This is a genomic window from Pseudoalteromonas sp. BMB (genome assembly GCF_001709235.1).
Lineage (GTDB): Bacteria > Pseudomonadota > Gammaproteobacteria > Enterobacterales > Alteromonadaceae > Pseudoalteromonas > Pseudoalteromonas maricaloris.
Genome location: NZ_MBQA01000193.1, coordinates 26,196 through 49,846, shown reverse-complemented (window position 1 = coordinate 49,846; position 23,651 = coordinate 26,196). Strand labels below are relative to the sequence as shown.

Genomic DNA, 23,651 nt, shown 5'->3' with positions numbered 1-23,651 from the left:
AGTATGCTAACTTTAAGTGAGTGTATCAGTGTATTATTGTATTAATACAGTAGAATTAGAGTAATGCTAGATCTTATTCATGTCAACCCCAACAGCGCAGAGCCGATTTATAAGCAGCTATTTGATCAAGTAGTGCGTTTAATTGTGTCTGGTAAAGCGCAAGCCGGAGAAGAGCTACCTTCTGTAAGAAAGCTAGCTGAGCACTTCTCGGTAAATCCGATGACCGTCTCTCGGGCTATCGGGCAACTTGTCGATCAAGGTTGGCTTGAACGAAGACGCGGCCAGCCGACACGCGTTGCACAGCAGCAAACGACACAACAGACCGATAATCTACTCCATAAAAACCTAGATATTTTAATTAGTGATGCGAAACAGCTTGGGATCAGTAAGACTGAATTGATATCATTAATTGATAAAAATTGGGGACAAGAATAATGACAAGCCCACTACTACAATTCACTAAAATCCATAAACAATATACCGACAAGCCGGTTCTTGAAGACATAAATCTTATTATTGAACCTGGCATGGTTATGGGTTTACTAGGACGAAACGGGGCCGGTAAAACGACACTACTGCGAATTGCACTCGGGTTAATCGAACAAAATAGTGGTGAGGTTAGCTGCCTCAATAGTAGCAACCTCGAGCTGAGCCCTACGTGCAAAAGCCAAATTGGCTATGTGCCACAACAGCCCTGTGGCTATCAAGGCTTTAAAGTCAAAGACGCCCTCGCACTGCACCGCAGCTTTTATCCAAATTGGGATATTACACTTGAGCAAGAATGGCTTTCTCGCTTCGAGTTAGACGAAAACAAGCTGGTAAGTAACCTTTCTGTTGGCCAACAACAAAGTTTAGCGCTAATAATGGCGATGTCGTACCGACCTAAGTTACTGATCCTTGACGAGCCAGTGTCAAGTCTCGACCCCATTGCACGCCGAGAATTTATGTCGGACTTATTCGAGTTAGCGCTTGAGTCCGGCTCTGGTGTACTTTTCTCCTCGCATATTACATCTGACGTTGAGCGCGTTGCGAGCCACATTGCCATTATTAAAGATGGTAAGGTTTTGGTTACTGGCGAATTAGATACACTAAAAGAACAAATTAGGCTTGTACCACATCATCTTACAAGCAAATTGCCATCAGGAAACGTACTTCATCAATCTGAACGTTTTAGCATTTATCAAGCTCACGACAGTGCAAACTGGTCAGCAGACCTACAGCAAAGCCATAGCAACCTTGAGCAGCTCTTTGTGGAGCTACACGCATGAGTACATTAACTCAGCGCAATTGGTGGACAGGATTTTCCGGGTTTTGGCTGCGAGAGTGCGGCTCAGCAAATTTTTTCATTCCAGGGGCCTTAGCGTCTATCGCTTCACCTTTGTTAACCTTGATAGAAGATCAAAATATACAAGCATTTAGTTTGGTCTTTTCAATCAGCGCTTTTTGGATGGCTTTTTGTTGGCAGTTAGTGAAGTTGCAAGCACAGGAAAGCGCCTTACTGTTCCCTGCAATTAAACAGCACATATACTTGCAAGGTACGGTAATTCTGATCATTGGCTACCTACTCAATGCCCTTGCACTTCTCAACCGCCCCGCATCTGAAGTTGCCTATGCCATGCTATTTGCAACGAGTTTTGGCGGTAGCTTCTTTTTGCTATGTCTTCGAAATAGTGTGTATTTCAGACATAATAGTTACGTTTTTATGCTCGTACTCGTGCTCGCTATGTTTTTTGGCGATACCCCACAAATTTTTGCACTGCTTGCCATCCCCCTTATAGTAATGGGAACATACCTGTTAGTGACACGGACTCATCACTGCCAATGGCATCATTTGGCATATCAAACCTACATAAATAATATTCAAACAGGGTGGCTCCCGAGCAATACCTTCGCACCAGATTTCCTCACTCAGGGGTTTAGACAATTTTTTATGCCAATGAGCTATTTTGCGGGTAATCTGTTGATACAAACCTGTCAGATATTGCTTGTCTCTGGGCTATTAGCCATTGTGGCAAGTGGCTTTTTTGGTGTCACACTCCATTTTGTTATCGGCTTTACCGATATGCTTGTTCTGATGGTCGCTATTTTTGTCTGTTGGTCCAAATTACAAACAAAAATGACATGGGATCAACTATACCTACTCCCTATCTATTCAAGCCTCAAAGCGATAAAGCAGGCTTACCATGCCTCTGCGGTTAAACTTGGGTTTTGCTTAGCCTTGTTTCAGCTTCTAGTATTGCTAGCTTGTAGCTTCTTTTCCACATTCGAGACTGTGGCTTTCTACTTAGTGATATTTACAGGCTCTATCGCGGGATTTGTTCTTTGCGTAGCGCTAGGAAGCATGATTAAAAGCGCCCTTACATTGTCGCTTTCCTGCATGTTCGTAGTCATTTTGCATAGTGCATTTAAATCTTACCTGTTAAATCACGAACAATCAGCAACCACCCTATATCTATTATTAGGTTACGTTGCGATAGCCACCTCACTGCTTGTTTACAGTAATAAGAAGTTTGATTAATACCAGTTGTATTAAGTAAATGATCTATCTTGAAGCGGGGAAATAGCTTTAGTAGCAAGGCAAAAATTTTACTATTTAGTTGTTCTAAATGAGAAATTTTTAACGAAGCTAATATGCTATTTCACCCTTCAAATTGATTAGAGAATTAATTCAATTGGTATAAGAAAGGGGTCGCTCGTAGAGGCGTGGCGCTAGCGCTTGAGCCACCGGAGACTGTGCTGGTTAGAATAGAGGAGTGATAGTGAGCATAAGTCGATTATCACTCCTTTTACAGCTGCAATATTTAATGGGAATGGGTTCGACTATTAATAAAATCGGTGACCGAAAACAACACCCCAGAGATCACGAAAGTAATGTGTATGCCTACTTTCCAAGCAAGCTGCTCACTGGTTAAATCTTGAGAATGAATAAAGACCTTGAGCAACTCTACCGCAGATATCGCTACGATGGCGCTGATCAGCTTGATTTTAAGCCCAGAGAAGCCAACTTTCCCCATCCATGTCGGTTTGTCTTCTTGTGGTTCAACATTAAGCTTGGAAACAAAGTTCTCGTAGCCACTAAAAATAATGATGATCAACAACCCAGCCAGTAAAGCAGTATCAACCAATGTTAAGATACCAATGAGTAACTCTTGATTTGTCGCGGTAAGCGCACTGATGGTCATCACATAAAGCTGTTTAAAGAACTTAAGTAACAGCAACACAATCGCGAGTAGTAGGCCAACAAAGAACGGCGCTAACAACCATCTTCCTTTAAATAAGGTTCTTTCTAAGAGATGTTCATAACGATTAAATTGCTCATTCTCGGACTTAGTTTCTTGCTCCATGTTTTTGATTTTCACCATCTTTAGTTAGTTTAACTGAACCTATAAATGTAGCATCAACGCTTATATTTCTCACTATTTATTGACGTAAATTTGAATCAATTTTCTGCTCTTTAAGAGAAAATAAATTCGTTTTCCTTATTTTAAATTTTGCTTTAAAACATGCTTGTTCTTTCAACTAACAGGTAACACGAATGAAAACCTTAGTTTCATCATTAATCGCTCTATCTCTTTTTGCTTGTGTACAAGTACAAGCCGATGAAGAGTTACCAGTCGCGCCTGCAGATTTGGTTCAAGAGTTAACTCAAATGTGCCTTGATTGGGCAAAAGATGATGATGTACAAGCATCTGAGATGAAAAAATATGTTTTGAATTGCGTTAACGACGAACTAGAGGCAACTGGCTATAAAAAAGTCAATGACGTAAACATTAAGTAATACCAGTTCGCTTAATTAAGTGATGGCATTCATGATGAAAAAGGCCGCTCAATATGTTGAGCGGCCTTTTATTTTCAATAACATTTTAGACAAAATATCCATCGCATCTGAAGACACTTATCGATGTTTGGCTAGTCGTTAAGCTTTCTTTTTCTTGGTAGTTTTCTCTTCTTCTACCCATTTACCATTGCTATACGTCGCTTTCCAACCCGTCGCTTTACCATCCACTTCTGTCATCACATATTGTGTCTTGGTTTTTCTAGAGTAGCGAACAATCGCAGGATTACCATCTGAGTCTTGCTCAGGCGCATCAGCCAGATAATAGAATTTAGGTGAAATTCTATCTCTGAAGCGTTTTAGCTCTGATACTTTCGGGGCTCTTGTCTCACGTGATTTCGGGAATGTGTGCGCCGCTAAGAAAATACCTGAAGCGCCATCTCGAAGTACAAAATGCGCATCCGACTTTTCGCATTCTAGCTCCGGAAGCGGAACTGGATCTTCTTTCGGTGGTGCAGCTTCACCGTTTTTCAATAGCTTACGTGTATTTTTACAGTCTTCATTTGTACAACCAAAATACTTACCAAAACGGCCAGATTTAAGCTGCATATCCGAGCCACACTTGTCACACTCAATTAGTGGTCCATCGTAGCCTTTGATCTTAAATGCCCCCGTCTCAATGACATAGCCCTTACACGCGGGGTTATTACCACATACATGGAGCTTTTTCGTTTCATCGATAAGGTATGAGTCCATTGCCGTTTCGCAAATTGGACAACGTTTCATATGACGCAGCGATTCAGCTTCCGCCTCTTCATCCGCATCCGCGGCAACCGCTTCATCACCAGACACTAGATTAATTGTGGTGGTACAACGCTCTTTTGGCGGCAAATTATAGCCTGTACAGCCAAGGAATACCCCTGTAGAAGCAGTACGAATACCCATTTTGCGTGAACATGTGGGACAATCGATGTCTGTTTCAACCATCACATTTTGTCGCATGCCGCCTTCACTTTCATCGCCAGCTGCTATTTCTAGCTGGTTAGAAAAGTCGGCGTAAAACTTATCAAGTACCTGCGTCCACAAACGTTCGCCTTCTGCGATATCATCAAGGCGACCTTCCATTTTGGCGGTAAAGTCAAAGTCCATTAAATCGTTGAAATTCTCAACGAGTCTGTCAGTTACGATCTCGCCCATTTTTTCAGCGTAAAAACGGCGGTTTTCAACTCGAACATAACCACGGTCCTGAATCGTTGAAATGATAGCCGCATAGGTAGATGGACGACCAATACCACGCTTTTCTAATTCCTTAACTAAGCTTGCTTCGCTAAAACGTGCTGGTGGTTTAGTAAAGTGCTGCTTAGGATCAATCGCAATAAGATTAAGCTTTTCGCCAACTGAAACACTTGGAAGCGCCTGCTCTTCTTCATTCTTCTTACGAACGGCTGGTTGTACACGTGTCCAACCATCAAAACGTAGCACGCGCCCTTTCGCTTTTAACGTGTAATCCTCCGCGGCGACGGTCAACGTCGTTAGGTCATACTCTGCAGGCATCATCTGACACGCCACAAACTGACGCCAAATAAGCTCATAGAGCTTCTTAGCATCTGCCTCTACGCCGTCTAAATGACCTGATAAGATCGTCACATCAGAAGGACGAATTGCCTCGTGCGCTTCTTGTGCGTTGCCTTTTGCGGAATAACGCAGCGGTGCTTCTGGAAGATACTTACTACCAAATTCACTATCGATATAGCCACGACACATTTCTAACGCGTCATTTGATAAATTCGTCGAGTCCGTACGCATATAGGTGATGTAACCCGCTTCGTATAGACGCTGCGCTAACATCATGGTTTTCTTTACGCCATAGCCTAAACGAGTACTTGCCGCTTGCTGCATTGTCGAGGTAATAAATGGCGCACTTGGCTTACTCTTACTTGGCTTTTCTTCAACCTTGACAACTTCGTAAGCACTGTTTTCAAGCACTTGTACGGCAGTATCAGCCTGCGCTTTATTTACTGGCTTAAATGCTTCGCCTTTAAACTTAGTAACCGCTAGGCGAATATCATCTTTTGTTGCTTTAACATCGGCGTGAATATCCCAAAACTCTTCTGGAATAAACGCTTTAATCTCACGCTCTCGCTCAACAAGTAATCTCACAGCAACTGATTGTACGCGACCTGCCGATAACCCTCTTGCTACTTTTTGCCAAAGCAGCGGGGATACCATAAAGCCAACAACTCGGTCAAGGAATCGTCTTGCCTGCTGCGCATATACCATGTCGGTGTTAAGGTCGCCAGGCGCTTCAAACGCTTGGGTTATCGCGTTTTTGGTGATCTCGTTAAAGACCACACGCTTATATTTGCTCTCATCGCCACCGATAATCTGTTCAAGGTGCCAAGCAATAGCTTCCCCTTCTCTATCCAAATCGGTTGCGAGATAGATATGGTCAGCATCCTCAGCAAGTTTCTGTAGTTCTTGAACTACTTTTTCTTTACCCGGCAAAATTTCGTAATGCGGTTCCCAACCCTTCTCAGGATCAATCCCCATCCTCGCAACTAAATTTGCATAATCTTTTTGCTTTTTATATTGCGCTTTTTCTTCAGGTGACATTTTACGTACTTCAGCTGGCGACTTAGTTGCCAAGCCTTTCGTCTTACCTGCCCCTGAGGTAGGAAGATCTCGAACATGGCCTACACTGGATTTAACAATGTAATCCTTGCCGAGGTATTTATTGATTGTTTTTGCCTTCGCGGGAGACTCTACAATTACTAGCGATTTGCCCATAGCTGCCTATTTTTGACCGATTCTGTCTGATGTTTGCCCTTGCTTGGGCGTTAAATTACTTATAGGTATATCTACAAACACCTATTGTTACAAGCTAAAAATACTAACTTTTCCCTGATCACCGAATTATTATCCAATTTATGTACAATATTCAGCCAATTTAGGGACGCATTCATATATATAAGGTTAAGGCACGGGAATATAAAGGAATAGAAACAAAAATGCCAACCCGAAAGTTGGCATTTGTCATTTTATCCAGCGTCTGTAACGCTTATTCCGATTGATTGTGTCTTTCGTTCGTCATCATCATCTCCCAAAGCTGGGAAAGTAAATTTGATCCCTAATACGCCAGAAAGTTTGTTGTTTGGCTCAGCTTCCCTCGCCAAAGTAACGTTGAAGAAATTTGGCTTATCACTTGTGTAGTTCCCTAAGGTGCCAGACACACTTCCACTGGTTAGCTCACCGTTATTTGTTGAAATCTCGACTTCAGTACCTGCTGGAAGCGGGTTACCAAACTCATCAGTGAAATAAATTGTAATAGGAACAGCTGACGGGCTGCCTGCCGCCGTGAAATCTACACTAGCGAGGTCGCACACACCGTCTACTCCAGACGGTTCAAGCACTAGGCCATTGCCACTTGGACACGCATTAGAACCAGCAAGCGAAGCCGGCACTGTAAACCGCACAAAAGCATTATCGCCAGACATTATCAATTCAAATTGTCTGTAAACATTAACTAGCTCTTTAGTACATTCTCCTGCGGCTTCAGCTGCTTCTGAACAAAGCAAACCATTATATTTGCCGTCCCCTTCATAAATATTGTTGCCATCGTTATCAAAATCAAAGCGACCATTATTATTGCTATCCACCCACCAGTCGTCATGACCGCCATTTACAGTTCCCGTTGGAGAACAAGGTCCTGTGTTTGCGGCAGAATCACAATTCTCTTTATCAAAACGACCATTTTCATTGGTATCTAGGAATGCTTCTGTAAGGTCAAACTCTTGACGATATTCGCCAATGTCGAACCGACCATTACGGCGCTCTACTCCACCGCTTGATTGCTCATCTCTGAAATTTTCTTGGCCTTTAACAAAAGCCAACACACTTACACGCCCACCCATAACAATTCGTCTAAGTGCAGTTGTAGCGCCATCGTTCGACGAAGCGTCTTTTTGTCTTAGCATGCCATTAATACATGGTGCAGCATTACCAAAATATGGGTCACAGTTCCAATTAGCTGAGCTTTGCTTTTGAGTATTTGATAATGTAGCTGCTAGTCTAGGTGCTACCGCTTCAAAGGTATTTACATTACCGTCTATATCACCAATGCGGTTACCCCAACGATATTCGTAGAAAGGTCTATCTCCTTGGCTACGCCACACCACAGTACAAGCAGCATTATTCGTTCTACAATCGTAAGTGTCCTCAGACTCAGTACTACCAATAGCACCGGCTTCAGCAATCACAGTTGCAGCAACACCATCAGCATTAAACTGATTGAATTGATCACCAAAGAACAAGGTAATATTTGTTGTTACCCCATTATAATTAAGCGAATTGGTATTGAAGGTAACAGGGGAAGCGTCAAAGGTATCCTGATCGGTGACACCTGAGCTTAAAATTAATCCTGACGATACACCAAATATCTGCTCACTTAATGGGATAGTATGCATAACACCTGCGGGACAGCGGACATCGTCGTTTGATGCATCTGCATCATTACATGCTTTGGCGATATCCGTCCAACAGGTAATCGCATCACCTTCAGGTAAATTCACGTAAGATTCTTCTGGGATATAACACGCACTGACAACGAGCGGACCTGGCACAATACCAGACTTAACCGTTGTTCTTACAATACCATTTGCATTGGTGTTTCCGGTAATTTGCGTAAGCGAGGCTAGGCCTTGCTCATCTGACAATCTAAAGTCGACTCGCGCTCGTGGAATTGCAAGGTTATCTTCATCTACCAGTTTAAAGCTCACAACAGATTGGGTTGGTAAGCCGCCTTCACCAGGGGGTAAAGCAATAAACTGATTAAACCCATCTTCCTCAGGTAAAAACTGTACAGCTTGTGCAAGCGCGCTATCCACTTCAATAATCGTTTCTTGATTTATTGGAGAGCTGCCGTTTTGGATAGTAACAGAAATTCTATCTTCGCCTTGGCAACCTTTAGCACGGTATGTAGAACGGGCGATACCATTTGAGGTATTTACCGTTTCATCTAATTCTGCAAGCGCAGGGGTCGCTGCGGAACAAGCTGAGCTAAATGCAACTTCAACAGCGCTATTGATTAATGCCCCATTCTGATCCTTTAACGTCACGGTAATAACCGTACTTCCACCTGCGGAAAGCTTTTGTTGAACTCCATTACTATCAACCAAACCATTGTCAATCGTAACATTCAACTGAGCAACACCAACATTAAAGTTGATAGCCTGAGTGACATCAACATAATCAGGAGAGTTTACGGTAATAGTACCTGCGCCACCTTGGTTACCAGGCTGAAACTTTAGGATTGCAATACCAAAAGAATCCGTTAACGCGGTGCCTGTCGATGGTAAGATAGCCCCTAAAGTAGTTTCAGCGCTAATTAACGCGTTGGCTATAGCCTCACCAGTTTGGCTAGATGTCATTTTGATGAATACATCAGCCGTCTCGTTTGACGATACTTGATTGACGCGAGTACACCCAGCAGCAATTGGATCTATCATTGCCTGATTTCGGCTATCATCCCAACCTGCAGGACATTTACTTAATAACATGACCTCAAGTTTTGCTGACGCGGTTACATTGCCGTCATCACCACCACCTTGAGAGGTAAAATCAAAAGATCTCGTTGCACTATTATCACCTTGAGTGTAAGTCGCCGTAATACGTCCGGCACCTACAGTAGCCGTTACTTTTAAAGTAATTGACGCTTTACCCTCAGTATTTGTAAGCACAGACCCTGAGCTGGGTTCCATGGTAGCAAATTCGTCGCTCTCAAAAACGACTCGACTATTTGCCAGAGGGCTACCATCTTTTGTTAACGTGGCAGTGATTACTAGAGGAGATGAAGATGAAAGTGTATTCGTTGAATTACCACTAGTATCCGCTCCTGACAGCGTAATGGCATAAGTACCATCGCTACCATCATCACCATTACCATTATCTGTATCTTTTTGGATACTGCCGCCACCACCGCACGCGGTCAGTAAGAATGCTAGCATCAGTATGCTAAAATAGCGCATCAAGGGCATTCACCTATCTCCCTAGCTAAGTTAATTTTATTATTGTTCAATAGTAACTCAATTTTAGCGATAAAATCACAATTTTTTATTAGATTAGGTAGATTTTCTGTCGTGAAATGCTGTTCATCTGCGCCAAGCCTGTTAAGCTTTAGCAGTTTTAAGATACATAGTGTTAGGACAATGTCAGAAAATCAAAAAATGGGCCTAACGGCGCGCATTATGATAGGCATGGTGTTGGGTGTTGTATTAGGCCTCACTCTTCAAGCCATCCTAGGTAAGAATAAAGAAATACTCATTCCTTTAGGTCTCTTTGACCTCCCCATTAAAGGTTTTTTCGTTGACGGTTTATTCCACATAGGTGGGCAAATCTTCATTGCAAGCTTAAAAATGCTTGTTGTTCCTTTAGTGTTTATTTCCCTTGTGTGTGGCACATGTAGCCTTAGTGACCCAAAGAAATTAGGCCGCTTGGGTGGTAAATCCATTGGTTTGTATCTCATTACAACAGCAATCGCAATCACGGTTGCAATCACGCTCGCACTACTCATTGCACCGGGCGGTGGCGTTGAAATTCCAAGCAGCGCGTCATTTGACGCAAAGCAAGCGCCAACACTTGTGCAAGTCATAATCAACATGTTCCCGACCAACCCAATTGATGCGATGGCCAATGGTAACATGCTTCAAATCATCGTCTTTGCGCTGCTATTTGGTATTGCTATGGCGTTAAGCGGAGACGCTGGTGCTCGCCTAGCAACCGTATTTGAAGATCTCAATACAGTGGTGCTTAAGCTAGTGACTTTATTAATGAATGTCGCTCCATATGGCGTATTTTGTTTGATGGCTAAGTTGTTTACAACCATCGACATGGGGTTAATCGCCGAGCTCGGCAAATACTTTATGGTGGTGCTGGCAGCGCTGCTAATTCATGCATTCATTAACTATTCAATCTTATTTAAGCTATTGACGGGCTTGAGTCCAATCATCTTCCTAAAGAAGATGAAAGACGCGTGTATGTTTGCCTTTAGTACTTCAAGTTCAAGTGCGACTATGCCTGTAACATTAGAGACTGCGACTAAGAAGCTAGGTGCACATAACTCAGTCGCTTCTTTTACAATCCCTCTGGGTGCAACCATTAATATGGATGGCACAGCTATTATGCAAGGTGTTGCAACAGTCTTCATCGCTCAGGTATTTGGTGTAGACCTCACCATCAATGACTATCTCATGGTTATCTTGACTGCTACTCTTGCCTCTGTTGGTACGGCAGGTGTGCCTGGTGTTGGCTTGATCATGCTTGCAATGGTGCTTAACCAAGTTGGATTGCCAGTTGAAGGTATCGCGCTTATCATTGGTGTAGACAGACTGCTAGATATGACAAGAACAGCCGTTAATATAACAGGTGACTGTATGGTTACTTGCGTTGTCGCTAAGTCTGAAAACGAATTTGATATTGATGTTTTCAACGACCCTGATGCTGCAAAAGAACTGGAAGAAACCACTTCTAAAGCAAAAGCGTAAATATCAATAACGCAGCTAGTTATAATAGCTGCGTTATTCTCCTCAATAAGCTAACTCAATACTCTCCTAGCGACATATCTGCTATCCATACCCTTTTCTTCATTGCCATTTTTTCCTAGGTACAGAATAAGATTAAGCAGAAGATTCTCCGTGCCTATGCATATGAGTACTTTAGTTATTGCAGGATTTGGACATGGAGTTACCGGTAAGTCTCTCCATTTCAAAGCTAGGCCACTTAATTAAGCGAATTGGTATAAGAAAAAACCGCGCTATAAAGCGCGGCTTTCATCTTAATAAACGTTAACGTATTAGAATTGGTATGCAAACTTCACGTATGCTTGACGACCAAGGATACTGTGCGTTTTATTGTCAATTCCCATAGACTCTGAAGGAGCAAGCGGCGCTTCCTCATTAAACAAGTTAGACGCACCAAGCGTTACTGTCAGCTTTTCTACGCCAATATAACTGACGCTTGTATCAACGGTAGTCCATGAATCAATCTCATATTTATTGCCATCACTATCGGCAAGGTCTTTATACGAATCGACATAGTTTACGCTGATATTTGCAAGCCAATCATTCTTGGCCCAGTCCATGCCTGCGGTCCAACGGAACTGTGGATGCTGGTATTCTCCATTGAGATCTTCTGCAACATTGAATGTGTTACCTTGATCGTCACTTTCAAATGATTGCTCTTCAAAGTTAAGTGCATAAGTTAGATTGTAATTGAACTTAAATTCACCCATTTCACGAGTAGTTAACGCGTAGGCTAAGTTAACATCGAAACCGTCTGTTTCGCGACCACCAATATTAACAAAGGTGTCGTTAATAGTTAGAATACGGCCAAGCGTGCTACCTTGATTAGGCGCACGAACAACTAAATTAGGATCAGTGCCACAACAATCAACTAACTTCTGTGCACCTATCTTCTTGATAAGATCTTCTTGATCATAGTTCCAGTAATCCACACCGATACTAAAGTCATCGGTCGCTTGCCACACAACACCTAAGTTGTAGTTTTCTGACTCTTCTGGTTGTAGATTTTTGTTACCAGACACAATCGCAGTGTATTCATACGGGCTACAATCATCATCAGCGCCAGTTTGGCGACAACGCTCGCGGTCTATCACGCTTGGAGATTCGTCTGTTCTACCTAGATGTAGCTGCACAAGAGAAGGTGCTCTAAATGCTGTTCCCCAAGAACCACGAACCACAAGGCTATCAAGTGGTGACCAACGGAATGCTACTTTTGGATCGGTTGTTGTCCCAAAGTCACTATAGTCTTCATAACGCAATGCTAATTGTAGCTCTAGCGTATCTAGCACTGGTACGCTAAATTCTGCGAATATCGCAGTATTGTCGCGATCACCGTTCGCTTGCGTCGCTTCTGTACCAAAGATTTCGCCTCGGATGTATTGACTATCTGGGTTATCTTCGATTTTCTCGTAGCGATGTTCGAAACCAAACGCTGCAGCAACGTAGCCTGCACCCAATTCAAACAGCTCACCTGAAATGGTACCGTCTAATGATTGCATGGTTGATGCGCCATAACGTGTAGTCGTGGTCTCAAAAAACGCCAGACCTGCTTCTGTATTGGTACTAGGTTCAAATGGGTTCCAAAGGCCTTCATCAATCGCTTGCTGCGCTCTTAGCTTGTTAGGGAAACCATCAAAACCCTTTTCAACTGCACTTGAACGAATAGCTGAGTAGGCAACTTCCCAAGACCACGCATTCCACTCACCACGAGCACCGAGGACGGCGCGGTAGTATTCAGAATCAACATCTTTTTTACGGTTACCGATATCGACCGTACGACGACGCATTGAAATATCTACACCATGTAAGAAATGGTCTGGATCGTTAAATAATGGATGGTTTGGGTTATCACCATCCATAAATAGCTCTGTAAAGCTTGGACTACCTGCACCTTGAATGAAAGTTGTAGAGTGCTGTGCCGAAATTTCTGCAAAACCTTCAATACCGTCGGTGATTTCTTGTACACCGTTATAGTTAAAGCTAATACGCTCTGTCGATGGAATTGCGGTCATGTGTGGCGCGTAGTCGTAGCGACAAATATCACCAATATCTAAAGCAGGATCGCATTTATCATTACCCCATACGTCCGTAAAGATAGTCTGTCTTACCTGAGTGCCATCGTCTTCAACACGAACTACAGGTAATCTCGCCCACTGCTCGTCTGTTAACATGCTTCTCATCACTTCAACACTACCAGGAACACCAGCAGAACTTAATGAGTTATTACCACCACGAAAACGCTGATCAGCAGATGCCGTATAGTCACGATCTGCATACGTTAAGTGACCACGTTTGAAATAATCGAGTGAGAAATTATGGTGGCCATTTTGTGTTGACGACCCCCAAAGAAGAGTAAAGTTTTGTTCTTCGGCACCACCATCTGCGGTGTCTGAGATTTTACCTGCAACTTCAAAACCGTCGATATCATCACGAAGAATGATGTTAATAACACCAGCTACCGCATCAGAACCATAAGTTGCAGAGGCGCCATCTTTTAGAATATCTATACGTTTAACCGATGACACCGGAATGGTATTTAAGTCCACAAATGATGTTTCGATATCTTTTGCAAATGGGCTAACCGCAACGCGGCGGCCATTGATTAATACAAGCGTCGATGATGCCCCTAATCCTCTTAGAGCAACACTAGAGCCACCATTTGCTGTGTCATCGCTGGAGTTACCTTGCGTACTAAAAGTACCAGTACCCGATACCGGCAGCTTTTGCAACGCGCCAATAAGGTCCGTTGATCCCGTTGAAGCTAGATCAGCAGCTGATAAACTTTGGATTGGTGACGGGCCTTCTAAATCTGTTCTTTTAATGTGAGAACCGGTCACTTCAATACGTTCAACTTGCTTCGTTTCTTCAGCCTTAACTTGTTGATTCATGCTGATTAAAACGGCAATAGAGAGCGCACTGAGTGGTAATTTATAGGTCATCCTGTTTCCCCTTAAGTTGATAATTACACTGTAGTTTTTTTAATAATCCAGCCATTATTAGCATACCGAAGCAACTTTAACAATGCATTTATTTAACATTAAGTTTCCATTTTGGGGGTCTAATGGCAGAAATTCACGACGAATAGATATCGCTGTTTGCCGGTATGAATTATTGTCAAAAGATGGATTAAAGGTGATGAGAGAGGGTTTTATCTGTAAGAAATGCAAGGGTGAAGTAACGTCTAACGAATTTCGTTAGCCTGAATAGCTCCGACTAAAGTCTATAGACGTTACTTTATATAATGATGGGCTAATTATAGTGCCAGCCAAGGTTGCACTGATTTTATATTCACAGTGTCTGCAAAATGTGTATTGTCGTTTGACCACGTCTTCGGGACGCTGATTTGACAGACTTGCGACTCACACTTCATTGTAGCGTCGGTGACGGTTTGACTTCTGCCAAAGGTCACAATAACTCCTTGTTGCTCAGGCAGCAAAAATGACAGCAAGTTTTTAATAAAAAAGCCAGAGAGATCAGCCAGTAGCTCTTCAAATTCCTGTTGCATTTTATAAAGGTCAGCTTTGCGCAAAGATGTCGTGTTAAATAACTCAGCTTCAATCTGCATTTTTAGCTGGCAATCCGAGTTTGTGCCCTTCGTTTCAATCACTACTTTTGCTTTGTCTTTGTCCAATTCTTTGTCAAATGGCAGCAATAGCTGCGCTTCATCAGTGTACGACAATGGAAAGCTCGCTTCCTCGGTCACAATATTACCCGTCGTGATTTTACAGGCTTGCATACTCACTGTATCAACAAGGTAAAAACCCACACGTGCAAACTCAAACTCGCCTTTACTTACCACTTTTAATCTGTCGTAAAAGCTGTCATATGCAAAGGTGACCGTTTTAGCTGAGGCTATCGCACTCCAAAGTGCCATTATCAGGACAAGTACAATCTTACTCTTCATCAAAATACGCTCGGTTATGCCTTATCATATCGTTAAGTTCGTTCACGTAGTCCTCACCACGCTCTGAATAACTCAAAAGACCACTTGTTAATACTGTCGCGTCAATCGGCGCTTTTTGAGCTCGCAGCTCTGCTCGTACCGAACGCAACTCCCTGTATGCATCATTGGTGTTAATATTTCTAAAGTATGACTTGACCGCGGCTCTTACCGACTGAAATGCTCTAACTTCATGATCAGCCGCATCTTCTCGCCGCTTGGGCACCATACCGCAGCCTTTGGTGTAACACCATTGACCAAAAAAATTTAACCCAATTCGTGCAAACCGTGACGTACCCCAGGCTGATTCATTAGCAGCTTGCATCAGCGCCAGTTCTTTAGGAATAATATCCACTCGGCGCAATGCTCTTTTGAGCGAAGATTCATTAATGGCTTCGCCTTTTAAATCATACTTTGTGAAAATCATCGCAATCTTTTCTATTTGTTTGCGTGTTAGCGTTTCATCAAATTGCACCATCATCAGAGCGATTTCAAGCGTTGCCCGTTGCTCTAAGATCTGTTTATTTTCGGCTTCTACATGCGGTTTAATAAAGTCGAAAAACGCCGTTTTCTTTTCCTTAATGTCACGAATGGCTGAGAAATTGGGTAGCTTTACACTATGGAGAGGCTTTTCCGGCACCTTAGGTACAACCTCTGCACCCGTATCCTCTTGATCTAAAGTAGAATCTTGAGAATTTTCATCTTGGATAAAAGGATAAATTAACGCCCAAATGGTCACTAGGGCAACAATGAGTTTAATCAGTTTAGCTTGCATACTTCTCCTCGCAGTGGCGTTGTTCTGGAAACGGAGTCTCTTTCCCTAAGTCTCTAAGAACTTTTCTCAAGCCCGCTCAATAACAGTTTTATTCTGTTACTATAGTTTGATAGAGCGTTGATAAATCGCGCCAAAATAACAGTATTCAAAAATAGCGGCTGATAATATCAAAAGCCGCAATTAAACGCGAATTTTCGTTCAGTTATCGTACATAGTTTAGACGAGTTTGAGATATAAAGAAAAAGGAACAGAAGTATGACGTCTAACGCTTGGCAGCAGCGTCTGCTATCGCAGCAAAAAAACCGCCCTAACGACAATCGTTCAGCATGGCAAATAGATCGTTCTAGGATCATACATGCCGCGGCTTTTAGGCGCTTGCAAGCCAAAACCCAAATTATGGCAATCGGCGTCAACGACTTTTACCGGACTCGCCTAACACACTCTTTGGAAGTATCGCAAATAGGCAGCGGTCTACTGCGCCATTTAAGAAAACAACACCCTGAATTTGAACACTTTCCTTCAACAAGTCTTATTGAAACTTTGTGCCTAGCGCATGATATCGGCCACCCGCCTTTTGGCCATGGTGGAGAAATAGCGCTTAATTACCTTATGCGTGATCACGGAGGGTTTGAAGGAAACGCTCAAACCTTGCGCATTGTCACCAAATTGGAACCATACACTAAAGGTTATGGCATGAATTTAACACGCCGTACCTTACTAGGTTTTATTAAATATCCTGCATTAATTGACACACTTTGGTATCACCAACCAACGCAAACACAAAGTCGAAAATACATATTGTCCAGTGATTGGCTGCCTGCAAAAGGCATTTATCAATGCGACCAATCGGTATTTGATTGGATCCTCTCGCCATTTTCTCAAAACGACCAAATAAAGCTGCAAGAAACCGAGGTAAAAGACACCTTCCGTCGCAAGACTAAGTTTAAATCGTTAGATTGCGCCATTATGGAATATGCCGATGATATCGCCTATGCAGTTCATGATTTAGAAGATGCGATAGCAACCGAGACCCTTAACGAGGCAGCATGGCATGATTTTGCTCTGCCTGAATTGCAAAAGTTAGACTCACCTTGGTTAAAGCAAAACTTACCGCGCGTAAGCGAGAGTTTATTTTCAGAAGATGAATCTAATCGAAAAGATACCATAGGTGAACTCGTCAACCTGTTTATTGTGCATTGTAAACTCACCGTTCAAGACTCAGATTTTGACTCCGCCCTACTTCATTTTACCGTTGAGATGGCACCCGAATTTCAGGAAATCCTGCAAGTATTAAAAGTGTTCGTATATCGAAGATTAATTCGTGAACCTAAAATGCAGCAAATTGAGTTTAGTGGTCAAAACCTGCTTATTGATTTATTTGAAGTTTTTGCCAGTGACCCGATGCGATTGTTGCCGTATACAACCCAAACATTGTACCAGCAAGCAACCGATGAAACGCAGCAAATGCGCGTGTTAGCGGACTATCTTGGTGGCATGTCTGATGAGTATGCACGAAAAACGCATCGACGCTTATTTACCGGGGAACTGTAAACTCTGTTCGTAGAGGCAAAACTCAATCATGAAAAATTCGCATACATTGGCGATTAATTCATTCTTTAATTTTTCTTAAGCCTTTCTTAAGTATCGGCATATATGTTTTCAACGTAGCTTGATATTTTTCAGTTGGAGCATATATGCCAGCCAAAACCGTTGCGGTATTCGTGTTAGTCACTTCAATCACTCCTGCGTTTGCTGGTGACCCATTTAGCATCGACTCCCTTTGCAATAATAAAGCTGAACATAGTAATAAAATGGCTCGACAGACGGATAAAGCAAGTCAAGAGAAAAACATCAAGATTGAGTCTATCGAAATAAACTCAAACCCTATTTTTAACCCAGACGACCCAGAAACGACCTCTTTCCATGATTTCGTAAACTGGCTGCATATAGAAACCCGAGATGCGACTATCGCTTCTCAACTCCCTTTTCAGGCTGGTGACCTAGTCAGCGAGGCCGATATTTTAGAGGCTGAGCGGATCTTGCGTGCTAAAAAATACATCAGAGAGGCGAAAATTAACTATGTCAAGCCATGCAGCAGTGCCGAGCCACAGAAAATATCAGTGCAAACGTGGGACACCTGGAGTTTGCTGCCCAGTGTAAACTTTGGCCGAAGTAGTGGAAACAATAAGTTAAGTTTGGGGTTTAAAGAGGAAAACTTGTTAGGGTATGGCGTTAGGGCATCCGTAAAATACAAATCTGACCATGAACGTTCCGGTTACCATACCGTATTGCAAATGCCTGCGCCATGGCAACCACATGCCATGATAACAGTGCAAGCAGATGATTATGATGACGGTCAAATATTTATGGCTGACATTTATCAACCTTTCTATCAGCGCTCCAGCTATTTGTTATATAGAGCTTATATTAATGCACAAGACCAAACGACTTCTATCTATCATAACGGTCAAACAGAAAGTCAGTTTCGATATAACGGTACATCTGCGCAGTTTGCTTATGGCCGTTTATGGCAGCAAACCAACACCACCACACTTAGGTGGATAGCTGGTGTCGATTACCAAGATGTCAGCTATGACGAGCCAAATTTAGCCATAAGGGATAACCTTTATGACTTCAAATTGTTAGCGCCTTGGATAAGCCTTCAATATATCGAAGATAATTATATCGTGCTGCAGGACGTAGACTTAATCAATCACAGTGAAGATTTCAACCTCGGATGGTCACTTGCGGCCAAAGCAGGTATTGATACCGAAGCGGATGGAGTTGGCTCAATTTGGGAGTTTTCAGCCAATAAAGCATGGCTATTTAATGATGATGTCTTATACCGATTTAAAGCATCAACCAATGCCCAAATCGGCACGCAGCAAGGTGATAGAGTATGGTCTACTCTCGCTGCTAAGGTAAATTATCGCTGGAGCGATAGTTTTGCTTTTTATGCTGATGTCATTGCTGCGTGGCAAAACAAGGAATTTGCCGAGCGTCCTCTTGCACTCGGTGGTGAAGAAGGGCTCCGTGGCTTCCCACAAAGCTATCAACAAGGTACACAAACTGTCAAATCTTCATTCGAACTCCGTATGTACCCTAACATTAATATTTATCAGCTTGTTGATTTAGGGTTCGTTGGCTTTGTTGATATGGGAAAAGCATCCGGGAATATACAACGTCCTAATATAAGCAATAAAATGCTAGGCAGTGTAGGGCTCGGAGTTCGTTTATATTCCGCCCGTTCAAGTAACGAAAACGTAGTGCATATAGACTTTACTAAACCATTAAGTAACTACCCTGAAGTTGACAGCTGGGAACTTGGTTTATCAGTGGAAACTCACTTTTAAATAGCGCTTCAAAGGGTCAATGTAAAGGTGATGGTGCTCGCTTCCAACGCAACAGTGAGTTCCGCGTCAATGGCTTCAGCAAAGGCCCTAGCAATAGGCAAGCCCAAGCCAAAGCAATCATTCGCGCTTCTCGATTGGTCGCTTTGCCATAGTGGTTCAAATAATTGTGCTAAATTCACGTTTTCGAGCTCGCCGGAAACCTGATTGCTCACTCGAACATTTATCCCATTTGTCGCCCCCTTTTCAACAACGATAAGTGCTTCGGAACCCAGTACACGGTGACGCTTGGCATTTTTTAGTAAGTTACCAATGATGCTCTCAACTGCCATTAAGTTAGTCTGAATTGGACATTCGGAGCAAGTTGTCTGAATCTCAACATTATCAAATGCTATCTCACCAATCGAACGGTTGACGACTTGCAATACATCAACAACATCTTCTTTAGGTAGCTTTATCTGCTCGTATTTATGTAACAACATTACGTTGGTGACGATGTTTTTCATCCGCTGACTTATTCTTAATACTTCTGGCACAAAGTCATCCGTCAATTCATTGTCTTCCGGGAAACGTGAAATGACTTCCGCCAAATTAATGAGTTCCGTAATGGGCGTTTTTAGTTCGTGCGAAATATCTGAGGTTAAGCGCTTTTCTCGCAAGTACAGTTGTCTGTTTTCAACGATAAAACGGTTTAAGCTTTGCTCGACGGGTAATAGCTCAGAGACTGGCTTTTCTAATATTATGGTGTCTGAATCTTTAGAGAAATTTAGTTTGGCTATCTGAGCGTTCATGCTATTCAACGGCGCGAGACCAACATCGACCGTTTTACGCACAAAGACACGAATAAACACCACAACACATACGATAGTCACGATAAAAACGATATCAATGAGCCAAAGAATAAAGTCCAGCCCCTCCGACGAGGCCGCATAGGCAATAACAAGTTCGTCGTCAAAAGATTTTTTTTCCCCTTTTAGGGTATGGATCTGCGGAATAAAACGGGTATATATGATCCGTCCCGCACGACCATCTGGCAGGGTTTCATTTACCACTTTGCTCTCGCCAAGTGATAACGACAAATAAGGTAACTCGTGTTGCGAAAAAAGATCTAAACTGTCAGAGCGTGCAAAAACTCGGTCGTTCAACCAGATTTGATAATATTCGGGCTCGATATTGCCAGTAAATTCAGGTAAAAACTCACCGGAAAAGTGCAGTTCAAGATGATCTTCATCTTCAGAGACTAACGTCATCAGCATGCCAACTTTTGTATGCATCGCTTTGTCGAATTGTGAGTCAATCCAAGAGTCAACAGCCAAATCTGTGGCGAGTAAAATGGCGACTACAACACCTGTGATGGTAATTGATAATGTGCTAACTAAGTTCCCTCGGATCGACTTCATGGTAGTTGCTCAACATAATATCCAAACCCGCGTTTAGTTTTAACTGGCAAGCATTGACCCAACGCTTTGACCTTTTTGCGTAGCGAAGAAAGGTGAGCTTCGATGGCATTTTTCGACACACTATCGAAATTGCCGGTAATATAAGTGCTCAATTTTTCTGGTGTTATAATCTTATTTTGATTAGTAAACAAACATTCCAAAATTTTATACTCATTGGGTGTTAAGTCTATTTGCTGCCCTGCAATTAACGCCGACTTTAGCTGCAAGTCAATGGTCAAAAAGCCATGCACGATTTCATCACCATCTTGTTTAAATGCCCCTCTTCTCATTAGCGTTAATAGCCGAGCATGCAGCTCATCAAACGAAAAGGGCTTGGCGAGATAGTCGTCTGCACCACTTAATAAACCCAGCACTCGGTCTTCAGGTTGTGACTTTGCTGACAACACCAACACTCGAGTGTCATTCTTCTGCTGTCTTAGCGCTTTAAGCACACTTATGCCATCCAAACTGGGCAACATAATATCTAAAATAATTACATCATAGTGATCCATCAGCGCCATACTCAAACCGCTAGAACCATCCGCCGTATCATCTACCGTAAAACCCAGTTTAGAGAGCCCTAAGGTTAAGCTGCGACGCAAGGACTCAGAATCTTCAATCAGTAACACATTCATAAATAAACCTTCGGCTAGTGCTTAATATTACATAGCTTAGTTGCTCAAACTTAAGATTCGCTAAAGAGAACTTCAACTTTCATCAATTCCGAAGGATTTCCTAAGCTTTTCTTAAGTTTCGTCGGATAGTCTTGTGATAAATGCAACTATTCTTAACATTCTATGAACAAAGTACACTTTTCAACTCCTTATGCACAACCTTTCATGGTGTTTTTCTTGTCCTTGTTGGTGATTTTGACGCTTAGCCGTTTAGGACTATCAGCTTGGATGTTAGAGAGAATGGCAGGCTCTGATCCTTTGACCTTTGTGATATCAGGCCTGCGAGTTGATTTGAGTACTACCGCTTATCTCGCAATACCGCTCTTATTGTTAATGGTCACACACTATTTTATGCCTAAACCATTGAAGCCTTTACTTACGGCGCTAGTAACGGGGTATATTGCGTTGGGTATTGCATTTGTCCTACTACTTGAAGCTGCAACTCCTGCATTTATTTTGCAATACGACATCAGACCAAACCGTTTATTTATTGAGTATCTGATTTACCCCAAAGAAGTTATTTCAATGTTGTTGAGTGGTCACTTGGGCACAGTGATATTGACCCTACTTTTATGTACTTTGGCTTTAATAACCACCTTGAGATATTTTCCTCGCATTGGCAACGATGTGCCATCAAAGCGGAATATGGCTATCTCTACTTTTTGTAGTCTTATCTGTTTAGCGCTATTAGCAAGAGGCACTCTGGGTCATAGACCACTTAACCCTGCTACCGTCTATTTCTCACAAGATGCATTGGTTAATTCGCTGACCATCAACTCAGCTTATAGTGTTGCGTTCGCAGCAAAAAATATGGGCAGCGAAAAAAGTGCCAGTGCGCTTTATGGTTCGCTATCCAAAGAAAAGGTTTTTGATACAGTAAGAAAAGCAAGTTACAAACAAGGTTTTATCTCAAATACACTTCCTACCCTAGCCACTAATCCGGCATATCATCAGGGCAAAAAGAAAAACTTAGTGATTATCTTAGAGGAAAGCTTAGGCGCACGTTTTGTAAGCTCGCTAGGGGGAGCAAACCTAACCCCAGAGTTAGATAAACTGTATCAAGAAGGCTGGGGGCTGGAAAACCTCTATGCAACGGGCACCCGTTCGGTTCGCGGAATTGAAGCCGTGATCACCGGCTTTATACCCTCACCATCACGCTCCGTCGTTAAGCTTTCAAAGTCTCAGCAACAGTTTTGTACGTTGGCGGATATTTTAGCCAAAGAAAACTATACCACACAGTTTATTTATGGTGGCGAAAGCCACTTCGATAACATGAAAAGCTTCTTCTTAGGAAATGGCTTTCAACGTATCGTTGACTTTGATGATATTGAAAACCCAGAATTTGTTGCGTCTTGGGGCGCCAGCGACGAAGATCTGTTTAATCAAGCGGATAAAGAACTAACTCAGCTGAGTGAAGAAGAAAAGCCATTTTTTAGTTTGATCTTTACATCTAGCAATCACGACCCGTTTGAAATTCCTGACGGAAAAGTAATGTTACCAACAAATCATAAAAGTGATAAACCTGCGCGAGATCTCGCTATCAAGTACGCCGACTATGCGCTCGGAAAGTTTATTGATAAGGCCAAGCAAAGCCGTTATTGGCAAGATACTATCTTTTTAGTCGTTGCAGATCATGATGTCAGGGTGTATGGATCCGAGCCCGTCCCTATTAAGTCTTTTCATATTCCAGCCGTTATTTTGAATTCAGACTTTAATCAGAAACAAGATAAAAGATTGGTCAGTCAAATTGATTTACCTGTCACTTTGCTTTCTTTAATAGGGGTTGAACGCCCAACGCCTATGCTTGGTTTTGACTTAACCAAACAATATCCAGTGCAAAGAGCGATGATGCAATATTACGATAATTTTGCCTACATTGAAGATGACAAAGCCGCCATTTTGATGCCAGGCAACAAAGTGAGTTATTGGCAATATGACACGGCGACTAAGATGCAAAAACCATTGCTGAATACAACGCACACCATTGATTTGAAAGAAAAAGCACTATCTCATGTATTATTTAGTAATTTGGCCTATCAGGAGCAAATTTATCGATTAAAAGAGTAAAGCATAAGGTTGTCTTAAGTATTTCTATAGAAAATAAAGATAACTTAGTTTTTATTT

The 23,651-nt window shown here is 42.4% G+C and carries 16 protein-coding genes; 8 read left to right on the top strand and 8 right to left on the bottom strand.

Going from position 1 to position 23,651, the window contains the following annotated elements; genetic code table 11:
* The first annotated feature begins 63 nt into the window (after positions 1–63).
* From BB427_RS18120 to BB427_RS18110, 3 genes are read left to right on the top strand one after another with little or no spacing between them, the layout of a single operon-like run.
* Complete coding sequence (locus BB427_RS18120) at positions 64–435, top strand: GntR family transcriptional regulator (protein ID WP_039497477.1); 372 nt, start codon at positions 64–66, stop codon at positions 433–435.
* Positions 435–1,268 carry an ABC transporter ATP-binding protein gene (locus BB427_RS18115; protein WP_069022363.1) on the top strand — a complete coding sequence of 278 codons (834 nt, stop codon included), beginning with the start codon at positions 435–437 and terminating at the stop codon, positions 1,266–1,268. The genes BB427_RS18120 and BB427_RS18115 overlap by 1 nt, the downstream gene beginning before the upstream one ends.
* The gene (locus BB427_RS18110; protein WP_069022361.1) at positions 1,265–2,518 is read left to right on the top strand and encodes a hypothetical protein; all 1,254 of its coding nucleotides are present in this window, start codon (positions 1,265–1,267) and stop codon (positions 2,516–2,518) included. Before BB427_RS18115 ends, BB427_RS18110 begins: the two co-directional genes overlap by 4 nt.
* Before the next feature lie 283 nt (positions 2,519–2,801).
* Here the strand turns inward: BB427_RS18110 and BB427_RS18105 are convergent, their stop codons facing one another.
* Positions 2,802–3,362, bottom strand: a complete 561-nt coding sequence (locus tag BB427_RS18105; RefSeq protein WP_017219099.1) for a TIGR00645 family protein — start codon at positions 3,360–3,362, stop codon at positions 2,802–2,804.
* Positions 3,363–3,535: 173 nt separating this feature from the next.
* On the opposite strand from BB427_RS18105, the gene BB427_RS18100 reads away from it, so the two are divergent.
* Positions 3,536–3,778: a hypothetical protein gene (locus tag BB427_RS18100; protein WP_069022359.1), complete on the top strand. Its 243-nt coding sequence runs from the start codon at positions 3,536–3,538 to the stop codon at positions 3,776–3,778.
* A gap of 138 nt (positions 3,779–3,916) precedes the next feature.
* Here BB427_RS18100 and topA read toward each other — a convergent pair whose 3' ends face one another.
* Complete coding sequence (gene topA, locus BB427_RS18095; protein ID WP_069022357.1) at positions 3,917–6,562, bottom strand: type I DNA topoisomerase; 2,646 nt, start codon at positions 6,560–6,562, stop codon at positions 3,917–3,919.
* A gap of 251 nt (positions 6,563–6,813) precedes the next feature.
* Positions 6,814–9,807 (bottom strand): hypothetical protein, encoded by a 2,994-nt coding sequence (locus tag BB427_RS18090; RefSeq protein WP_069022355.1) that lies wholly within the window; start codon positions 9,805–9,807, stop codon positions 6,814–6,816.
* A 171-nt stretch (positions 9,808–9,978) separates the two neighbouring features.
* Between BB427_RS18090 and BB427_RS18085 the strand changes: the two genes are divergently transcribed.
* Entirely contained in the window at positions 9,979–11,313 is a 1,335-nt protein-coding gene (locus BB427_RS18085) for a dicarboxylate/amino acid:cation symporter (RefSeq protein WP_039497462.1), read from the top strand.
* Between the two features lie 308 nt (positions 11,314–11,621).
* Here BB427_RS18085 and BB427_RS18080 read toward each other — a convergent pair whose 3' ends face one another.
* The 3 genes from BB427_RS18080 to BB427_RS18070 all read right to left on the bottom strand — a co-directional run bounded on the left by BB427_RS18080 (position 11,622) and on the right by BB427_RS18070 (position 16,064).
* Positions 11,622–14,288 carry a TonB-dependent receptor plug domain-containing protein gene (locus BB427_RS18080; protein ID WP_069022353.1) on the bottom strand — a complete coding sequence of 889 codons (2,667 nt, stop codon included), beginning with the start codon at positions 14,286–14,288 and terminating at the stop codon, positions 11,622–11,624.
* Between the two features lie 314 nt (positions 14,289–14,602).
* Positions 14,603–15,253: a DUF2987 domain-containing protein gene (locus tag BB427_RS18075; protein WP_069022351.1), complete on the bottom strand. Its 651-nt coding sequence runs from the start codon at positions 15,251–15,253 to the stop codon at positions 14,603–14,605.
* Positions 15,243–16,064 (bottom strand): glucosaminidase domain-containing protein, encoded by an 822-nt coding sequence (locus BB427_RS18070; protein ID WP_069022349.1) that lies wholly within the window; start codon positions 16,062–16,064, stop codon positions 15,243–15,245. The genes BB427_RS18075 and BB427_RS18070 overlap by 11 nt, the downstream gene beginning before the upstream one ends.
* Before the next feature lie 255 nt (positions 16,065–16,319).
* Between BB427_RS18070 and BB427_RS18065 the strand changes: the two genes are divergently transcribed.
* Entirely contained in the window at positions 16,320–17,615 is a 1,296-nt protein-coding gene (locus BB427_RS18065; protein ID WP_069022348.1) for an anti-phage deoxyguanosine triphosphatase, read from the top strand.
* 143 nt (positions 17,616–17,758) lie between these two features.
* The gene (locus BB427_RS18060; RefSeq protein ID WP_069022346.1) at positions 17,759–19,417 is read left to right on the top strand and encodes a hypothetical protein; all 1,659 of its coding nucleotides are present in this window, start codon (positions 17,759–17,761) and stop codon (positions 19,415–19,417) included.
* Positions 19,418–19,425: 8 nt separating this feature from the next.
* On the opposite strand, the gene BB427_RS18055 is transcribed toward BB427_RS18060, so the two are convergent.
* Both BB427_RS18055 and BB427_RS18050 read right to left on the bottom strand, forming a co-directional pair.
* On the bottom strand, positions 19,426–20,814 hold the full coding sequence (locus BB427_RS18055; protein ID WP_069022344.1) for a histidine kinase dimerization/phospho-acceptor domain-containing protein: 1,389 nt from the start codon (positions 20,812–20,814) through the stop codon (positions 19,426–19,428).
* Complete coding sequence (locus BB427_RS18050; RefSeq protein ID WP_069022342.1) at positions 20,811–21,488, bottom strand: response regulator transcription factor; 678 nt, start codon at positions 21,486–21,488, stop codon at positions 20,811–20,813. The genes BB427_RS18055 and BB427_RS18050 overlap by 4 nt, the downstream gene beginning before the upstream one ends.
* Before the next feature lie 162 nt (positions 21,489–21,650).
* Here BB427_RS18050 and BB427_RS18045 point away from each other — a divergent pair, with 162 nt between their 5' ends.
* Complete coding sequence (locus BB427_RS18045; RefSeq protein ID WP_254663663.1) at positions 21,651–23,594, top strand: LTA synthase family protein; 1,944 nt, start codon at positions 21,651–21,653, stop codon at positions 23,592–23,594.
* The last annotated feature ends 57 nt before the right edge of the window (positions 23,595–23,651 follow it).

Coding starts and splice junctions, on each gene's coding strand:
- BB427_RS18115 (WP_069022363.1), top strand. CDS start 435: ATGACAAGCCCACTACTACAATTCACTAAAATCCATAAACAATATACC.
- BB427_RS18075 (WP_069022351.1), bottom strand. CDS start 15,253: ATGAAGAGTAAGATTGTACTTGTCCTGATAATGGCACTTTGGAGTGCG.
- BB427_RS18085 (WP_039497462.1), top strand. CDS start 9,979: ATGTCAGAAAATCAAAAAATGGGCCTAACGGCGCGCATTATGATAGGC.
- BB427_RS18045 (WP_254663663.1), top strand. CDS start 21,651: ATGAACAAAGTACACTTTTCAACTCCTTATGCACAACCTTTCATGGTG.
- BB427_RS18055 (WP_069022344.1), bottom strand. CDS start 20,814: ATGAAGTCGATCCGAGGGAACTTAGTTAGCACATTATCAATTACCATC.
- BB427_RS18050 (WP_069022342.1), bottom strand. CDS start 21,488: ATGAATGTGTTACTGATTGAAGATTCTGAGTCCTTGCGTCGCAGCTTA.
- BB427_RS18090 (WP_069022355.1), bottom strand. CDS start 9,807: ATGCCCTTGATGCGCTATTTTAGCATACTGATGCTAGCATTCTTACTG.
- BB427_RS18105 (WP_017219099.1), bottom strand. CDS start 3,362: ATGGTGAAAATCAAAAACATGGAGCAAGAAACTAAGTCCGAGAATGAG.
- topA (WP_069022357.1), bottom strand. CDS start 6,562: ATGGGCAAATCGCTAGTAATTGTAGAGTCTCCCGCGAAGGCAAAAACA.
- BB427_RS18070 (WP_069022349.1), bottom strand. CDS start 16,064: ATGCAAGCTAAACTGATTAAACTCATTGTTGCCCTAGTGACCATTTGG.
- BB427_RS18100 (WP_069022359.1), top strand. CDS start 3,536: ATGAAAACCTTAGTTTCATCATTAATCGCTCTATCTCTTTTTGCTTGT.
- BB427_RS18120 (WP_039497477.1), top strand. CDS start 64: ATGCTAGATCTTATTCATGTCAACCCCAACAGCGCAGAGCCGATTTAT.
- BB427_RS18065 (WP_069022348.1), top strand. CDS start 16,320: ATGACGTCTAACGCTTGGCAGCAGCGTCTGCTATCGCAGCAAAAAAAC.
- BB427_RS18060 (WP_069022346.1), top strand. CDS start 17,759: ATGCCAGCCAAAACCGTTGCGGTATTCGTGTTAGTCACTTCAATCACT.
- BB427_RS18110 (WP_069022361.1), top strand. CDS start 1,265: ATGAGTACATTAACTCAGCGCAATTGGTGGACAGGATTTTCCGGGTTT.
- BB427_RS18080 (WP_069022353.1), bottom strand. CDS start 14,288: ATGACCTATAAATTACCACTCAGTGCGCTCTCTATTGCCGTTTTAATC.